The 17,301-nt window shown below is 61.3% G+C and carries 14 protein-coding genes; 7 read left to right on the top strand and 7 right to left on the bottom strand.

What is annotated here, in order from left to right:
• Window positions 1-133 precede the first annotated feature (133 nt).
• Complete coding sequence (purB, locus tag BRA49_RS07960) at window positions 134-1,474, top strand: adenylosuccinate lyase (RefSeq protein WP_292384983.1); 1,341 nt, start codon at window positions 134-136, stop codon at window positions 1,472-1,474.
• A gap of 7 nt (window positions 1,475-1,481) precedes the next feature.
• On the opposite strand, the gene BRA49_RS07965 is transcribed toward purB, so the two are convergent.
• Entirely contained in the window at window positions 1,482-3,497 is a 2,016-nt protein-coding gene (locus BRA49_RS07965; protein ID WP_292384985.1) for a magnesium chelatase subunit D family protein, read from the bottom strand.
• Between the two features lie 106 nt (window positions 3,498-3,603).
• Window positions 3,604-3,936, bottom strand: a complete 333-nt coding sequence (locus BRA49_RS07970; RefSeq protein WP_292384987.1) for a hypothetical protein — start codon at window positions 3,934-3,936, stop codon at window positions 3,604-3,606.
• 848 nt (window positions 3,937-4,784) lie between these two features.
• Between BRA49_RS07970 and BRA49_RS07975 the strand changes: the two genes are divergently transcribed.
• From BRA49_RS07975 to BRA49_RS08000, 6 genes are all read left to right on the top strand, one after another.
• Complete coding sequence (locus tag BRA49_RS07975; RefSeq protein ID WP_292384989.1) at window positions 4,785-5,003, top strand: hypothetical protein; 219 nt, start codon at window positions 4,785-4,787, stop codon at window positions 5,001-5,003.
• Between the two features lie 406 nt (window positions 5,004-5,409).
• Complete coding sequence (locus BRA49_RS07980) at window positions 5,410-6,243, top strand: radical SAM protein (RefSeq protein ID WP_292384991.1); 834 nt, start codon at window positions 5,410-5,412, stop codon at window positions 6,241-6,243.
• The gene (locus BRA49_RS07985; RefSeq protein WP_292384993.1) at window positions 6,236-7,276 is read left to right on the top strand and encodes a hypothetical protein; all 1,041 of its coding nucleotides are present in this window, start codon (window positions 6,236-6,238) and stop codon (window positions 7,274-7,276) included. Before BRA49_RS07980 ends, BRA49_RS07985 begins: the two co-directional genes overlap by 8 nt.
• Window positions 7,277-7,278: 2 nt before the next feature.
• Complete coding sequence (locus BRA49_RS07990; protein WP_292384994.1) at window positions 7,279-7,764, top strand: hypothetical protein; 486 nt, start codon at window positions 7,279-7,281, stop codon at window positions 7,762-7,764.
• Between the two features lie 86 nt (window positions 7,765-7,850).
• Window positions 7,851-8,489 carry a Yip1 family protein gene (locus BRA49_RS07995; RefSeq protein ID WP_292384996.1) on the top strand — a complete coding sequence of 213 codons (639 nt, stop codon included), beginning with the start codon at window positions 7,851-7,853 and terminating at the stop codon, window positions 8,487-8,489.
• A gap of 2 nt (window positions 8,490-8,491) precedes the next feature.
• Window positions 8,492-9,664, top strand: a complete 1,173-nt coding sequence (locus BRA49_RS08000; RefSeq protein WP_292384997.1) for a PGF-CTERM sorting domain-containing protein — start codon at window positions 8,492-8,494, stop codon at window positions 9,662-9,664.
• A 135-nt stretch (window positions 9,665-9,799) separates the two neighbouring features.
• On the opposite strand, the gene cobN is transcribed toward BRA49_RS08000, so the two are convergent.
• From cobN to BRA49_RS08025, 5 genes are read right to left on the bottom strand one after another with little or no spacing between them, the layout of a single operon-like run.
• Window positions 9,800-13,501: a cobaltochelatase subunit CobN gene (cobN, locus tag BRA49_RS08005; protein ID WP_292384999.1), complete on the bottom strand. Its 3,702-nt coding sequence runs from the start codon at window positions 13,499-13,501 to the stop codon at window positions 9,800-9,802.
• Window positions 13,498-14,295, bottom strand: a complete 798-nt coding sequence (locus BRA49_RS08010) for an ABC transporter ATP-binding protein (protein ID WP_292385001.1) — start codon at window positions 14,293-14,295, stop codon at window positions 13,498-13,500. The genes cobN and BRA49_RS08010 overlap by 4 nt, the downstream gene beginning before the upstream one ends.
• A complete protein-coding gene (locus tag BRA49_RS08015) occupies window positions 14,295-15,356 on the bottom strand; it encodes a FecCD family ABC transporter permease (RefSeq protein WP_292385003.1) in 1,062 nt (353 codons plus the stop codon). Before BRA49_RS08015 ends, BRA49_RS08010 begins: the two co-directional genes overlap by 1 nt.
• Window positions 15,353-16,567 (bottom strand): ABC transporter substrate-binding protein, encoded by a 1,215-nt coding sequence (locus BRA49_RS08020; protein WP_292385005.1) that lies wholly within the window; start codon window positions 16,565-16,567, stop codon window positions 15,353-15,355. Before BRA49_RS08020 ends, BRA49_RS08015 begins: the two co-directional genes overlap by 4 nt.
• Entirely contained in the window at window positions 16,564-17,034 is a 471-nt protein-coding gene (locus BRA49_RS08025) for a PGF-CTERM sorting domain-containing protein (RefSeq protein WP_292385006.1), read from the bottom strand. The genes BRA49_RS08020 and BRA49_RS08025 overlap by 4 nt, the downstream gene beginning before the upstream one ends.
• Between the last annotated feature and the right edge of the window lie 267 nt (window positions 17,035-17,301).

Below are 17,301 nucleotides of genomic sequence, written 5' to 3' on the forward strand. Positions count from 1 at the left end.
GGACAACTCCCACTATCGCTACGGAATAGGCCTCCATAGCGATAGAACCGGGGCGACAGTCTGCTTCCCGGGGAGTGGAGAGCAGCCTTCCGGCAACCCTTTTTTGTAGCGAGAATGCCAACACTTCTCTACTATGGCAATCCATCCCATCGACTACCGGTACGGCACCCCGGAGATGCGTGCCGTCTGGAACGAGGAGAACCGCTTCCGGGCGATCGTCATGGCCGAAGTGGCGCTGGCCCGTGCCGAGGCGGCGCACGGGATGATCCCCCGCGAGGATGCGGAGACTATCGCGGCTTCTGCACCGAAGGCACGCCTTGAGCGGGCGAAGGAGATCGAGGCCGAGATCAACCACGACATGATGGCGATCGTCAAGGCCGTCACCGAGGTCTGCGGCGACGCGGGCAGATGGATCCACTATGGCGCGACCTCAAACGATATCCTGGATACCGCGACGGCCCTGCAGCTCCGCGACAGCCTCGCGCTCATCGAGGAGAAACTGGGCAAACTCCTCTGCGTGCTCCTCACCCGGAGCGCCGAGACGAAGACCCTGGTCTGTGCCGGCCGCACTCACGGGCAGATCGGCGTCCCGACCACTTACGGCCTCCGGTTCGCGATCTGGGCGAGCGAAGTCTCCCGCCACATCGAGCGGCTCCGCCAGATGCGCTCACGGGTCGTCGTCGGGCAGCTCACGGGAGCGGTGGGGACCCAGGCAGCGCTCGGGGATAACGGCATCGAAATCCAGGCGACGATGATGGAGTTTCTCGGGATCCGGTCCGTGGACGTCTCAAACCAGATCGTATCGCGGGACCGCTACGCGGAGTACTTCATGTTCCTCGCAAACGTCGCGACAACACTCGATAAGATCGGGCTTGAGATCCGGCTGATGCAGCGCTCGGAGATCGGGGAACTCGCCGAGGCGTTCGGGAAGAAGCAGGTGGGCTCAAGCACGATGCCCCACAAGCGGAACCCGATCAAGAGCGAGCAGGTCTGCGGGCTTGCCCGGATCGTCCGGTCCGCGGTCGAACCCGCCTTGCAGAACAACGTCCTCTGGGACGAGCGCGACCTGACGAACTCATCCCCCGAGCGGGTGCTCTTCCCCGAGGCGTCGGTGCTGACCGACCATATCCTCAAGGTGATGATCGGCGTGATGGATGGCCTCGAGTTCAACAAGAAGAACATCCGAAAGAACCTGATGATGCTCCGCGGCGTGAACCTCGCCGAGTCGGTGATGATCGAACTGACGAAGCGGGGCATGAGCCGGCAGGAGGCCCACGAAGTGATGCGGACGGCGAGCATGCAGGCCCTCGACGAAGACCGCGACCTCGCTGAGGTGCTCGCCGGGCGGCCGGAGGTCACGGCGTTCGTCACCCGCGAGGAGCTCGACGCCCTCCTCGACCCGGACGCCTACATCGGGACGGCGGTCCGGCAGGTGGAGCGGCTGATCGAGAAACTCGCGCCGCTCTGCCGGTAAAGGGATCTCAGGCAGGGTGCGCCGCCGCATCCCGCTCGGTCGCTGTGATTCCGTGCAGGAGCCCGGCAGAGAGATCGCCAATCGGGTAGTAGCCGCCGTCGGCATGTTCCGCAATGGCCCTGCAGTAGCCGAGCCGGAACTCCAGGAAAGAGTTCCCCATCTCCTCGGTATCGATGACCACCGTACGGATGCCGTACGACCGGATTTCCTCGGCGATACCGACAATCTCCTGACGTACATCTCCCGCGAGAGGAACGTTCGCCCGACCGTCGGATACGACGACCATCATCGGGATCACCTCGCCGTTCTTCCGTCGCTCCTGCAGGAGGACCTCCATGCCTTTCATCAGGCCGGCACAAAGCGGCGTCTTTCCGCCGGTCGGGAGATCCTCCAGCTGTTTCTGCGCGAGATCGACGCTCGAGCAGAGCGGGAGGAGGATCTCGGCGCTGGTTCCCCGGAACGCCACAAGGCCGATCCGGTCGCGGTGCCGGTAGGAGTCCACCAGCATCGAAAGGACCGCGCCCTTGGCCGATTCCATCCGCATCATGGCTCCCATCGAACCACTGGCATCGACCACGAAGACGCACGCGACGGAAACCTTCCCCACCCGGACCCGCTCGCGGAGATCCTGCTCGCTGACAGCGACCGCCATCCCCTTCCGGTCGCGCACTGCCTGGTGCGGGGCGGCGGCCCGGAGTGTGGCATCGAGCGCGACATCACCGGTGCCGGCAGGATACCGCGCAGAAACATATTTTCCCGCGTTTCCCGCTGAAACCGTCTTGAACCGCCTCCCGGAAGCCCTCTGCCGCTCCCGGGTTTCCCGCCGCCCCGGCAGGCTTAGCTTTTCGACGTCGACCGGGTCTCCGACAGGAAGGACAGTTTCGTGCGCTGCACTCCCGCCGGAGGGGGGCGGCTCTCCATCATGCCCACCGGAGGGTCCGTCACCGGCCGCGCCGCCCCCGTCGTCCCGGGGAGCGTGGTCGTGCCCCTCCCCGGCGTTCTCCAGGGATCTGTCGAGCTCCTCCGGGTCGATCTTCGGCTCCTCGAACGGTTTCCGGCGCATCCGGTGCGGAAGCGCGAGCTCCATGGCTTCCCGGACGTCGTCACGGGTGACGACCGTCCGCTTTTCGAGAGCGGCGATCGTCTTTGCCGTGCGGACGACGGCGATGTCGGCGCGGTGGGTCCTGACCCCGAGCCGGATGCATGCCTTCACCACCGCATCCAGGAGGGCGTCGTCGACCGTGACGGAGGGGAGCAGCATCCGTGCAGCGACGATCTCCTCGCGCAACTCTTCCTGCGCCGCGCCGTATTCCTGCCGGCACCCTCCGGGATCGCGCTCGAACGTCTCGGCGGCCCTGATGACCGCCACACGCTGGGCAGGGTCCTCGATCCCTTCCACGGTCACCTGCAGCCCGAACCGGTCGAGCAACTGCGGCCGCAGTTCCCCCTCTTCCGGGTTCATGGTGCCGACCAGGATGAACCGGGCAGGATGGGAGAACGATATGCCTTCCCGCTCCACCACGTTGACGCCCATGGCGGCAGCATCGAGGAGGACATCGGCAACGTGGTCGTCGAGCAGGTTGACCTCGTCGATGTAGAGGATCCCGCGGTTGACCGCCGCGAGGATACCCGGATCGATGGCTACCCTCCCTTCACGGATCGCCCGCTCCACGTCGACGGTGCCCACCACCCGGTCTTCGGTCGCTCCAATCGGGAGATCGACGACGCGGACCCGGCGCCGCTCGACGTCCAGGTCCTCGCCTGCGGCCTTCTTCCCGGCGCAGGCAGTACACAGGCCGCCGTTGGGATCACAGTTATACGGGCAGCCCCGGACCGCATCGATCTCGGGAAGCACGTCGGCAAGCGCCCTGACCGCAGTGGACTTTGCGGTCCCTTTCTCGCCGCGGATGAGCACGCCGCCGATGCCCGGGTTGACGGCGTTGAGAAGGAGTGCACGCTTCATCGTCTCCTGGCCGACGATGGCGGTGAACGGAAGTACGTTCCTCCGTGCTGAATATGACATATTTTAGAATATGATGCAATTAATGTTAAAGAATTCCTATTTTGTAACAAAATACGGGCACAGTCCGGGCGTGGGCGGCCCTGCCCCCGCCCGGTAACGTGAGGTCTCAGAACTCTTCCGCGATGCCGTAGCCGTAGGACCGCAGCACCTGGCTCCCCCTCTGCTCCGGATACACGTTCAGCACGAGCCCCCGCAGTTCCAGGAACTCTTCGGCGGAGAGGAGTGTGATGGTCTGAAGCAGTTCTTCCTCGCCGGGATCCATCGACCAGGAGTGGATGTAGTAGGCATCGGGCAGCCCCTCCTGCTCGTGCAGATAGAGGTCCTTTCCGCGCGCGAACGCCCCGCCTGCGTCACCGCCCCGCGGGGCGAGGTAGAGCCAGGCATCACGGTCGGTGTCAAGGAAGATCTCGCCTTTCTCGGATCGAATGCATTTCTTCATAGTCAGTCACCTCTGCCCCGCCGGCCGTGCAGGGCGATTCGGCAGGCGGTGACGATGAACCCCGGAAGCCCGGTGAGGTGGCCATGGCTTTTCGGCGATTCTGCCACCGCCCGCCAGGCAGAGATAGAACGGCGAGTGATATATAATTTACTATTCTTAAGATTAAGTAATATAATATTAAATATTTGTAATACTTAGGTCCCCAGCGATGTCACCGTCCCTGATTTTCTCTGTCCGGCCGATCCCGGCTTCCCCGATGCCGGGTGGTGCCCCGGGAACCAACCGATACGAAAAAACCGGATTTGTCAAACCCCTTCCCCGCCTGTTCCTGGCGATAGCAACTCCCGGACACGACGGTTCACCGGACGCGCACCTGACGGTGCTCGAAGGACACTTCCAGAGGAGCATCCTACTGCGCACCTGACGATGCTCCTGCTCCTGTTCTTCGGTAGTGCCCTACGAAACAACTGGTCATCTGAGATCCCATTCGGGTGTTCCCGCTTGCATGCAATCGGGGCACGGCTTTCCATTGGGCTACGTACCTCCAGTGCTCGAGCTCCGTTCCTCGAAGCCTGATGGCTTCTCAAACTCCTGTCCTGCGGACAGTCGTTCCTACCGGAACGTCGCTAGTCCAAGACCTTCGGTCTTCTCCTGCTCCTGCCCCGCACCTTCGGTGCTCAAGCTCCTGACGTTCCGTCCGTCGCACCCTTCGGCCAGTCGCATATCGCCATGACTGCCCCCGCCCCTTAAGGGGCGGGGGAGGAGCGCGAAGCGCGGGTGGGGTGGGGTTGATGGGAGGTGCGGATGGTTGCGCGAGACAGGGGAGGGGAAGACCCCCTCAAAGCCTGATGGCTTCTCATGCTCCGCTCCTCCGGAGCATCGCACTCCCCGTCAGCCCCACCCCCATGGCGATAAACGACCGGCGGGACGGCGGGAGTTCGAGCATCGTCAGATGCGCTGGCTACCACGGTCCACGGCATGAGGACATGCTTGCGAGAAAAGGTCGAACTCAGGGACAGGCCGGGTCCGGCACCAATCTCGTCAGGAAAGAACGAAAGCCGGAATAGGGCTTTATCAGGGCCCGATAATGGAAATTTTCGGTCGAATTCGCCGAGATCGACTATCAGTTCTATGCTGGAGCACTACCGGTTCTTCTCACCTCACGGTGCTCACGCTCCCGCCCTCTGACCAGTCGCGTAACGAACCCCCGCATATCGCCATGCCTGCCCCCGCCCCCTGCGGGGCGGGGTGGAGGTCGATGAGAGGGGCAGAGCGTTGTGCGCTGGAGTAGGGGGCCATCAAACCGGAGGTGCGCATAATCTGATGGGCTTTGAACGTATTCTCAAAGGGAAAATGTTAAGTAATTTCAAAATAATCACAAACATGATTAAGATTATCAAGTTAAGTATTACGAAATCTCGCGTGATGCGATATTGCAATGGAAAAAATGTGCCGAACAGGATAGTGGTATGAATGCCGGCGAACTTCCTTGATCTCCATATCGTCGATCACTGCCAGCTGGCGTGCAGGCATTGCTATCTTCACAAAGGAAATACCTCGATGCCGCTGGAGATGATAAGAGCGGTAAGTACCGACTTCTTGCAGGCAGATCTTCCTCTTCCGCAGAGTACGATCATTTTGAGCGGCGGGGAGCCTCTTCTGCATCCGCAGTTTGGGGAAGTCTGCAGCATTGTACGAGGTTTGAATGGGTATGTTGCCCTGAGTTCAAACGGGATCCTTGTCCCACAATACATTGGTCTGTTCCGAAGAAATGACGGAATTCAGATCAGCATCGACGGAGACAATCGCGTTCACGATTTCATCCGTGGTGAAGGAAGTTATGAGAAAGCGGTGAGAGCGCTGCGGCTACTGGACGAGAACAACATTCGCCACAGCATCTCATTTACCGCCAACAAACAGAACCTGAAGTGCATCGATCATATCATAAATCTCTGTATCGAAACAGGGTCTTACCTGCTCAACTTCAATCTCTATCACCCGATTCACGAAAATGGGTTAGATCCCTTGTCGTATTCAGACTGGCTGTCGGAGAGGCAGCGGGTCAAGGAACGGGTGGAGCAGAAGGGGGTCCTCTGTCCCATGACCTGCCTGGAAAAGGGCTGTATTGCAGGGATACTGGGGCTTTCCGTCCTTCCGGATGGTACGTATTGGGACTGTTCACGAAATCAGCGTGTTCTCGGGCGATTCCCACAAAAAATCGATGATGTGCTGCTCCGGGATGCCATCGGGCGCGAGAGGTGCAGAAACCAGTTTGAAACCTGTTGCCGGAGGTTGAAGTATGAGTGAAGTGTATGTAATGGCTTCGTATTGCGATCAGGGAAAAATTGCGCTTTTGCTGGCACTTGAACGCTATTATAGAGCGCAGGGCAAAAAGGTGGCATGTTTACAAAGAATCAAAGGCCAATCGGATGTCGGGTTGTACTTGAAGGAGGGATGCTACCAGTATAGCCTCCCGCTTGAAGCGGTAAAAAGTCGAAGTGCACTTGAACGATGGTTGCCAAGAGGGTTCGATGTTTATATCATTGGGATTTCAACGGCTTATTCTCCCATCGGGGCAGCATACCTCGATCTTTTCTCAAATTATAACGAGATCATTCCCTACGATTGGCTTGGCAAATGGACGGAGTGCGTCAGCAATCTCATTAGATCTTATGCTCCTGATCCCGACATTATTACGTTCTGGGAAGAGGCTCGTAACAGAAATCTTCAGGAGAAGAATGTCCTGGAAGTGGTTACCGGTGTACCCGAGCCTCTGGACAGCCCCTGTCTGGACGAAAAACGTGTTTTACATCTTCCGGAAGCGTTGGTATTCGATACGTTTGAACCGAGGATGACGCTTCCGCAGAGTAATAGGAATGCGATTGCCGTGGGCGCTTTTCCCGGAGAGTTCTGGGATGTTTTCCCAGCTCTCAGGTGGTACGGGTATGACTATGTTCGATTCATCCAAAGACTTGAGGAAGAGAATTACGATCTGGCGATCATCGGGGAATGCAGCAACAGATCCTTAAGGTTGCCCATTAAACCGAAAGGTGCATCTGTCATCTGTTACCAGCCATCAGTTTATCCTCCCTATAATCAGCCTGAAACTGAGTTTCAATCCGGCAGAAACTTCAGACGAGTTTACGAAAACATACGGAAAAAACCTGTTGGTGCGCCTCTAGCGGGCAATGGATTCTCTTACAGAAATAATCAGAATAGGTTCTGGCTCTATCAGGCATATCCGGGGGCGGATATTGTCCGGCATGAGGATAGCGTTGTTTACTGCAACGGATGGGTACTCCCCCAATACCTGATGCGGGACGGACTATTGGAGGTGTGAATATGGGAGGCGGTGGTTGGAGCAATTGGGGTGACTGGGCGAATGTGCCAATTGGAGAATGTAGTGAAAATTCAAATCCAATCGAGCATAAAAATGCTGTATTAATGATTGAGGCAACATTATTTGAAAGACTGAGTGGAAGACGTTATATTGAAGTGTACTGGAATGCCGGGGCATGCATTGGCATCTCTAGCGATCCTAATCAAATCCTTACTTCGTGTAATATAGAAATAAACATTACAGTGAGCTGGCCGTTAATAGGGATTCCTCCATTCGATTATCCGCATATATCACATACTTTCGATAACCAGTGTAGCAAATCCCAAACAGATGCTTTTGACGACATCAGTGACACTGCAAGTTACTATGATGTTTCAGTAACACTGGACACAACATGCGACTACATACAAGTACTGGAGTTCCCCCCGATTCTCCTCCCCCAGCGCATTACGGACCAGGTGACCTGTTATTGTAGGATCTACCCTTGAAACACTCCAAAATTATAAAAACCGGTGAATATATGCCCCCTCTGCAGGAAATCGCTTCCCCCCGGATAACCTCATTTTTCCGACAGTTGAAACTGCTCTGCCTTTCTCCTGATAAATTTTTTGCAGAACGTTCAACCAGGCCCGTCAACCTGAAAACTCCGTTCCTGATCGTCTGCGGCCTATTCCTGGTTGAGATCGGCGGCAATTACGATACAATCACCGCGTACACCCGAACGCTGGAGCTCGCCGACCCGTCCGCGTACCCGATCGTATACGTGGGCCTGGCTGCAACGGCTCTCTCACCGTTCCTGGCATGGATATCTTACTCGGCAGTCTTCTACGGGGTATCATACCTGTATAGAGGCCGGGGCACGTTTCTCCGGACGCTGGTCTATGTGGGATACGGATGCGCGCCCCTGATCATCGGCGGCCTCCTCCACCTGGTCCTCTTCCAGTTCGTCTCCCTGCCGGTGCAGGACCATTTCATTCCCGCTCGCGTGGCAGCGCATGCAACCACCGTAGCGCTGATCGATGCAGGAATTGCGATTCCTGTTCTCCTCTGGTGCGGATTCCTCTGGACCGCAGGTATGCGTCACGCACGAAGTCTCTCTGCTCGTCAGGCACTGGTGACGGTCTTCGTTCCCGTGGGGCTGACGATCGGTGCGAAGATCGTATGGCTTCTATGGAAACTGGCATCAGTAGCCGGACTGTATACAGGATTGTGAATATGACAAAATCCAGTATGACCCTGAAAACGATCTGTATCGTCCTGCTGCTGATCGCGTGCATTCTCCCGGCAGCGGCTGCACCCGTTGTTCAACTGACAAACGATTCGGCATTCGATGCGTATCCTTTCTGGTCGCCGGACGGTGCCAGGATCGCCTTCGTCTCATCCGACGGAGTCCATGCCGGCATCCGGGTGATGGAGCGCGACGGCCAAAACCCGGTATCGGTGACGGACGACCGTTCGTGGAATCTCTTCACCGAATTCGATCCCTGGTCGCCGGACGGGAAGAAACTCCTCTTCCTCTCCGATGACGGAGGAGGGCTCGACCTCTGGACGATGAACCCTGACGGGACCGGGAGGGTGCGCCTGACCGAAGGCGGCCGCATCACCCCCAGTCCGGGGCTCTCCGGCTACGGGGCGGACTGGAGCAGCGATGGGAGGCGGATAGTCTATACCTCCTGCCTCTTTGAGAATGCGGCCATCCAGGAAGGGTCGCCTGCGGTGAACCTCTCGGCCATCCGCACGGAAGCGAATATCTGGATCATGGACGCGGACGGCGGCAACAAAAAACCGCTGATGACCGATGGAGATGCGCGCCTGCCCCTGTGGCAGCCGCACGGGGACAGGATTGCATACCTCTCGGACGGGTCGGGAAACCGGGAGATCTGGGTCATGCAGAGCGACGGAACGGGCAAGGCACAGGTGACGTTCAGCGAGGGGAATGTGTCCGAATATGCCTGGTCCCCGGACAGTACCAGGATCGCCTACGTCGTCGCGGCACCGCCGGAGACGTGGCCGGAGTTCTCTCTCTGGGTTATCAATAGCGACGGATCGGGTTCGGAGCAATTGACAACCGGAAACTGGGACAGATCACCGGTCTGGTCTCCGGACGGTGCCAGGATCGCCTTCCGGTCGGAATCGCGGAACCAGACGCTCTGGGTGATGGAGAGCGACGGCTCCGGCCTCGCACCCCTCGATACTGACAATTCGGCATACATGATGCAGCAGTGGTCTCCCGACGGCACGACGATCGTCGTGAGCGACCTAAACGACCTGTATGCAATCCGGCTCGAAGATCCGGCGGCACCTGCGTCTCCGGGATTTGAGGCGATTTTTGCGGCTGTGGCACTGCTCCTCGTGGTACGTCTGCTCGGACTGCGAAAACAGGAATGAGGGGGAGCGGGAACGTGCCGCATGAAGACGATTTACCGGCGGAGCGCGACGCGTTAACGGGCTGCGCATCTGACGACGCTCGAGCTCCGTTTCTGCCGAAACGTCGCTTATCGCCATCCGCCATCTTCACGCCGCTCACCCCTTCCTCCGCGCTCCCTGCAGCGCCTTTGCATCATTCACAGTCACCACGCGGACCGCGCCGCCCTGGACGTCGCCGCCGGCATCGCCCATCCGATCTTCGATCCAGCCTTCAATCTCCAGATACGCCGCCTGCAGCCCCTTGAGGACGTCCGGGTCGGCATCCCAGAGGCCGCGTTTGTGCCCCTCAAGCAGCCGCCTCCCGATCTCCTCGAGCGCCCAGGGGTTCTCGTCCGCGAAGAACTGCCTCATCTCCGGGTCGAGGACAAACGTGCGGGTGATATCGTCGAAGATACGGTCGTCCACCTCCTGCGTCGTCGCCTCCCACCCATAGACAGTGCCCACCTGCCGGGAGATGTCCCCGGCACCCTTGTAGCCGTGCCGCTTCATCCCCTCGATCCACTTCGGGTTGAGGAGTTTCGCCCTGACGACCCGCCGTACCTCCTCGGCAAGCGTCCTGACCTCCACGCGATCCCGGTCGCGCGTATCGCCGTAATAGGCGGACACGTCCTGCTTCGAGAGAGCCCTCGCGGCTCCGGTCAGCCCGCCGTGCGCCCCGAAGTAGCAGCAGCACCCAAGAAGGTCGTACTCGTCGGTCACCGTCTTGTTGAAGGTGAGGTCGATGGTGGCAAGTTGTGCGGAGAAGGTCTCACGGGACACTTCACCGAAGTTGCTCCGTCCGTAGGCATAACTGTTCCACCGGACAAAGACCTCCGCAAGGTCCGCATCCTCCTTCCAGGCCGATGCATAAACCGCCAGGCTGACGCCGTTGCCATAGGTGCCCGGCCCGCTCCCGAAGATACGGGCCGTCCCGCTCCCCTGGAGGGCGTGCTTCCGCACGAAGTTCATCTCGGGCGGCTCGTCCAGTATGGCGACCTCCCGGATAGCGTCGTCCAGGAGTTCGATACAGGTGTAGAAGCAGTCACGAAGGATCCCGCTCATCCTGACGGTGACGTCGATCCTCGGGCGTCCGAGTTGTTCAAGCGGAATCACGTGGTAGGACCTGACCCTGCCGTCCGTCCAGATTGGCTCGACCCCGATGAGGGAGAAGATCTGCGCAAGCTGCTCGCCGTCGGCCCACATAACATCGGATGCCATCCAGTACATACCGATATTCTCAGGGATCCGCCCGTGCTCGCCGACGTACTTCGCAACGACGCTATCCGCAAGCCGCATCCCGATCCGCCACGCGGCGTGGGTGGGAACCCGGAAGGGGTCAAGCGAGTAGAAGTTCCGCCCGGTGGGGAGCACCTCGGGTTTACCTCGCGTGATCAGCCCGGAGGGACCCGGCGCGATATAGCCCCCCGCGCAACCCGAGAGCAGGCTCCCGATCTCGTCGGAGTCGTCTATCCGCGCTGCAAGATCGAGGACGCCGGCCCGGATCGTTTCGAGTGCTTCCGGATCGCGCCGGACGAGAAGGCCGGAGAGCGCCCGTTCCACCGCCCGGTCGGGGAGATCTCCCTCCAGGAACGCGGCAATCAGGCTCTTTGCCGCGGCTTCGGCGTCCCGCAGCAGGGCATCGTCCGTAACGGAAGCGTCGTGCCCCATCATCCGGAGCACCGCGCCCCTCACCTCGCCGGTATACCGCATGATGGCATGGACGAACTCCACCCGGCGCTCGCCCTCCGGCACCTCCCCGAAGATGTGCATCCCCTCGGGGATCCGGGTATCGGCGATCCGGGTTACAGCGGTATGGGCGGCATCGACCACATCCTCGAACGAAGATCCGTGTTCGCGCAGGGCGCGAAGCCCGATCTCGTCGGCGATGCCGGTCTGCTCCAGGAGTTCGGCGATGGTGTGTTCGAGCGCGTGCGCCCTTGCCCGGTCGACGTCTTTTGCCCGGCGATAGTCCGCGATCTGCTCTTCGAGTTCCTTCAACCCCGCATAGAGGTCGCTCGCGACCATCACCGTCTGCATGTGGTCGACGAGGGTCGCATAGCTCCGCCGCTTGGCGAGCGTTCCCTCCGGCGGGTTGTCGGCATTGTAGATGTAGAGGTGGGGCACGGTCCCGATGGCGATATCGGGAAAACAGGCATCCGAAGGGGCGACCGATTTGCCGGGCAGGAATTCGAAATTCCCGTGCGTGCCGACATGGACGATCACGTCCGCACCGAACGTCTCCTCGATGTAGCGGTAGGTCGCAAGGTATTGGTGGGTCGGCGGAACGCCCGGGTCGTGGAGGATCCGACAGACCTCTCCGTCGCACCGCGGGCCGGCGCACCCGCGCTTGGGCTGGACGCAGACGATCGCGTTCCCGTAACGCACCCCGGTGACGACGATCCTTCCCTCGTGAACCATCGCCGGCGGGACACCGTCCATCTCCTCGCCCGGCGGCCGGCCCCACGCCTCACAGATACGGGTCCGGACATCGGGAGGGAGCGTCTCGAACCAGGCGGCATACTCCCCGGGTTCCACCAGCGCAAGGGCGCCGCCACGGGAGACGATCTCCGCAACCGACGTCCAGCGGAAGTCGCTGATGGCTTTCCGATCCATGATAGTCTCGATCAGGGCTTTTCCACTCTCCGGGCATTCGACCGCATATCCCCGGTCGCGCATCGCTTCGAGGATTCTTGCGACGCTCTCCAGCGTGTCGAGGTGCGCCCCGGCCCCGACCGACGCCTCGACCGAGGCACAGGGCTTGTTGTGGAGGATAAAAGCCACCCGCCTCTCTGCGGCGGGTCTGGACGCAAGATCGACCCACTTCTTGACCCTGCCTACGAACTTCTCCACCCGCTCGGCGATGGGAACGTGCCGCTCGCCCTCCGTGCCCGCCTGGTCGCGGCTCTCCGCGGCACCGAGCGGCACCATCTCGATTACACCGAAAAACTCGGGCATCGCAACGTACCAGGAGACGTCGCTCCCGCGCATCCCCTCGGTATCGGCTCTCCACTCGGCTTCAGTCCGGTGATAGAGAATCAGGGGGTGAAAAACAGGTACGCCGAGTTTCGCGAGCGCCTCGGTGAAGGCATCGGCGTCACGGGGAGGGGTGAACGTTCTTGCGTCGATGAGCGCAGAGATCCGGCCCGCAAAGAAGGTGTCTATCACCTCCCGATCCGACCGCGCCCCGATCTCCTTATCGGACACCCCGAAGCAGAATACCGGGAGAACGTCGTAATTCCTCTCAAGTTCCCGTATCAGGGCATCCTCGACGGCCAGATCCCCGTTCACCCAGTGCGTCCGGGAAAAAAGGATGCCGACGCGGATGCGGTGCCGGGACGGATACCAGGCGAGGTACACGTCCGGGTCGTCGAAGACCGCACCGACGTCCGGGTGATAGATCCCCTCCCAGCGAGTCTTATGCGGCGGGTCGTAGACGACGTCCGCCCCAACCACCTCCGCCTGGACGTACCGGATCAGGTTCCCGATGTTCAGAGGTCCGCCATAGAGGAAGTAGGTGCTCACCGTGGAGACGACGGCAAGCGGGACGGTCGAGGCCGACCAGGAGGCGTCGGTGTAGCCGAACGCTATCACCGGAATGCCCTCCGCGAGACCGCCCAGGATCTCGTCCCAGACGGGGTCGTGCGACGGATGGACTAAAACGACGTCCGATCCGTTGCACGACTCGATGCACCTCTCCCGCTTCTCTGAATCGTCCGTCAGTTCATGGAACTGCCACGCGGCAAGGTCGATCCCCATCTCCCGCGCTACACTGGAAAACTGCAGCAGTTCGCTGCCCCAGGCTACGATTGTTACTCTCATAGGATCTCCGCCAGATTATCATTCTCCAACGGCCGGAGGGGGACCACGTACGGAACCCCCATCTCGTCCTTCACGACCGCCTCGATTCCATAGACTGCGCGCATCATTCCCCCGGTCAGGAGAGAAGACGGCGCCCCCTGCCCGAGCACCCGCCCCTCCTTCAGCATCATGATCCGGTGACAGTAGCGGGCGGCAAGGTTCAGGTCATGGATCGCCGCCACCACTGCAAGCCGGTGTTCTTCCGCAAGCCGGGCGAGGAGGGCCATCACCTCGATCTGGTTGCGCATATCAAGCGCGCTCGTCGGTTCGTCGAGGAGGAGGAGCCGGGCGTCCTGCGCGAGCGCCCGCGCGATCAGCACCCGCTGCCGCTCCCCTCCCGAGAGGCGGTCGACCCTGCGGGACGCAAAGCCGCCGATATCGAGGAGGGCAAGCGCCTCCGAGACCTTCCATTTATCCTCCTCGGAGACGCTCCACCGCAGGTGCGGCCGCCTGCCCATCAGGATGGTCTCAAAGACCGTCGCAGAACTGGAGATGCCGCCGTTCTGCGGAACATAAGCAATAGTCCGCGCGATCTCCGTCCGGCTCATCGAGGAAAGGTCGCGCCCGTCGAGACGGAGGTCTCCTTCCGGGTCGAGGATCCGGTCCAGGCACCGGATCAGCGTCGTCTTCCCGGACCCGTTCGGCCCGACGAGCCCGAGGACTTCCCCCCTATCGAGTGAGAACGAGACGTCCGCAAGCGCCTGCCGATCGCGGTACGAGAACGAGAGTCCGCGCGCGCAGAGCAGGGGCGCCATCAGACATCCCTCCTGCGCATGAAGAGGTAGAGGAAGAACGGGATGCCGAGGAACGCCGTCATGATCCCGACCGGGATGATCGCCCCGGCGATTGCCGTGCGGGCGAGGCAGTCGGCGCCGAGGAGGAGAACAGCTCCCACGAGCCCGGATGCGGGGATGAGGGTCCGATAGTCGGCCCCGATCGCCATCCGGGTGATATGGGGCGCGACCAACCCGATGAACCCTATAGTGCCGGTGAAGCAGATGATCACCGCCGTCACGAGGGATGCGGCAAGCATGAACCCGGCCATGGACCGCTCCACCGGCACGCCGAGGCTTTTGGCCACCTCGTCACCTTCGGCGAGGGCGTTGAGGTCCCACGCGCGCCAGAGGAGGGGCGGGACGACGGCAGCGACGACGACCGCCACGATCGCCAGTTTCGGCCAGGACGACTTGTCCAGGGACCCGAACATCCAGAAGACGACCTCCTGCACCTTCTCGGAGGTCCCCAGGTACTGGAGGAACGAGGTGATAGCCGAGAAGAGGTACATGAGTGCGATCCCGGCGAGGATCATCGTCTCGCTCCCCAGGCCCTTCAGGCGGGCCATGCCGTAGATGGCGCCCGCGGCGAGCATGGCGAAGAGAAAGGCGTTGCCGATGACGAGGTAGCCGGAGAGGAAACCGGCCCCGAGGATGATGGCGATCGAGGCGCCGCACGAGGCGGCGGAGGCGATCCCGAGCGTGAAGGGGCTCGCGAGCGGGTTTCTGAGGACCCCCTGCATCACCGTGCCGGCGATCGCAAGACCGAACCCCGCCACGATCGCGAAGAGCACGCGATGCAGCCGCCAGCCCCAGACGATCCCGACGGCGTTGGACTCGACCATCCGGTCCGGCAGGTCGACCACTCCGGGGAAGAGCCCGGCGAGGATGGCGAGGTAGGAGTCGGCGACCGGGAGGTCCGCCGATCCGAGGGTCACGGCGACCCCGACAAGCGCTACAAGGATCAGAATGAGGCCTGCGATGAAGAGCGCCCTCTTCTCCGTGAGCTTTTCGTACTCCAGTCTGCCGAAGTCGGTCATCATGCCGGGTACACAAACGTCCCGTGTTTATCGAGGTCGTAGTCGAGTCGCTGGAACTCCTCCAGGTACTGCCGGTGAATGGCGCGGGGGTCGAGATCGGGGAAGAGGTCCGGGTAGAACCATTTTGCCATGTATGCGACGCCGATGAAGTACTCGGGCCCTCCGATGACGTCGGAGTGGATGACGTGCACCCGCCCGTCCCTGACCGCGCCTATCCGGTCCCAGACCGGGCGGCTCTCGATCGTGCGGCAGACCTCTTCGAAGGGTGCCGGGTCGTCGCCGCCGTAACCCCCGAAGACCAGTTCGCCGGCGCCCACGATCTTGACGATGACGTCGGGGTTCCTGCTGATGACTGCCTCGGGGTCGACCACCGGGTACTCGACCGTGGTGTCGGCGAAGATGTTCCGGCCGCCGGCAAGTTCGATCTTCTCGTCGTAGCCCGAGCCCTTGCCGGCACTCTTGTAGTCGTTCCAGCTCTCAAGGTAGACCGGCACCCGGTCGTCGGCCGGTATCGAGGCTATGCGTCCGGCCACGGTATTCATCACGCTCCCGTGGAACGCGAGGAACCGTTCGGTTTCCTCTTCTGTCCCGAGGAGAGCCCCCATCTTCCGTGCCTCGTCGGCGTAGACCGCCGGCCGGTAGCTGTCGAACCGGAAGAAGCGGATAGTGGGGTCGATGGACAAAAGCGTCTCTTCAATCTCGTCGCAGGACGACTGCGAGATGGTGGCGTAGAGGAAGACCGCGTCGGGGCGGACCGCGGCCGCCTGCTCGTAGTCGGGTGACCAGACCGATCCGAGGTTCGCCGTCCCGCGGTACTCGGGGAAGTAGGTCGGGTCCTCGAGGGTGTACTTGCTCACGCCCACGACCCGGTCGGGCTCCACGCCGATCGACCGCATCATCTCGAGGGTGTCGCTGTTGAAGAGCGCGATCCTCCTGAGCGGACGGGTGAGCGTCGTCGCCCGCCCTGATGTATCGGTTATCTTGAGCGCCCGGCCGTCCCAGTGCTCATAGACGAACGCTGCGTCCCGGAGGTCGACGGGCGACGGGGCTGCCGCCGTTCCGCCCATGAACCGGACGTCCAGGGAGTCAAGGATTGCCGTCGCGAGTTCCGGCGCCGTCAGGGTATCGTCGCCGTCACGGTCGCACGGGACCCCCTGCGCCATCCCTGCGAGGAGGCAGAGAGAGCAGGCGAGCAGGAGCAGGCGCCGGGTCACCGGCCGCACCTCCACCGGTATGCCGCAGCAAGCGCGACGATCGCGGCTGCACACCCGAAACCGGGTGTGCCGGGCGCCGTCGCAGCGCCAGGTCCGGGGTTCCGGGGCTCGCCGGCCCCCACGGTACCCGACTCACCGGTCAGCAGGTCTTCCCATGTGCCGGCGAACGCTTCCGCGGCGTCCGGCGGCCCCTGGACCCGGTAACGGATCGTCTCTTCGCCGATGACGGCGAAGGCGACCTGCTGCCCGGAGACCCGGGTGCGGTTCTCCGGGTGGTCCGCCTCCGTCCACGTGCAGCCGTCGGGGAGTGTCTCGACGATGCCCCCGACGGGGATGTCCGTCAGCGTGAGGGTTATATCAAGACCGTTCCCTGAGGGCGTGACGATTCTCTCGATGCTCCCGGCCGCTGCGGGGGCCGCGAGCACAAAGACCAGGATGCACAGGAGTACTGCTCTCTTCGGTAGCATTGCAGGGATTTTTATCGTGTGGTGGTAAATATGTTTTTATTTGTGTTACTTATTCGAAGGTATTGAGAAATTAAACCAAAGGAGTGTGAACAAACCAATATAAATTGTGAATTCCCGCGGGGCTCTCCAGGAGCGTTGACAGAGGCCTGTCTCCACCGCGGGTGTTCGAGGTTGCCCTGAGACCTGGACCAGGAGGGGAGATCCAACAGAATGGCGGGCGGCACCTCCCGGTCCCGAACTCGAATCGCACATGAGTCCGGGAGCGGA

The sequence above is a fragment of the Methanoculleus sp. UBA430 genome (genome assembly GCF_002506585.1).
Lineage (GTDB): Archaea > Halobacteriota > Methanomicrobia > Methanomicrobiales > Methanoculleaceae > Methanoculleus.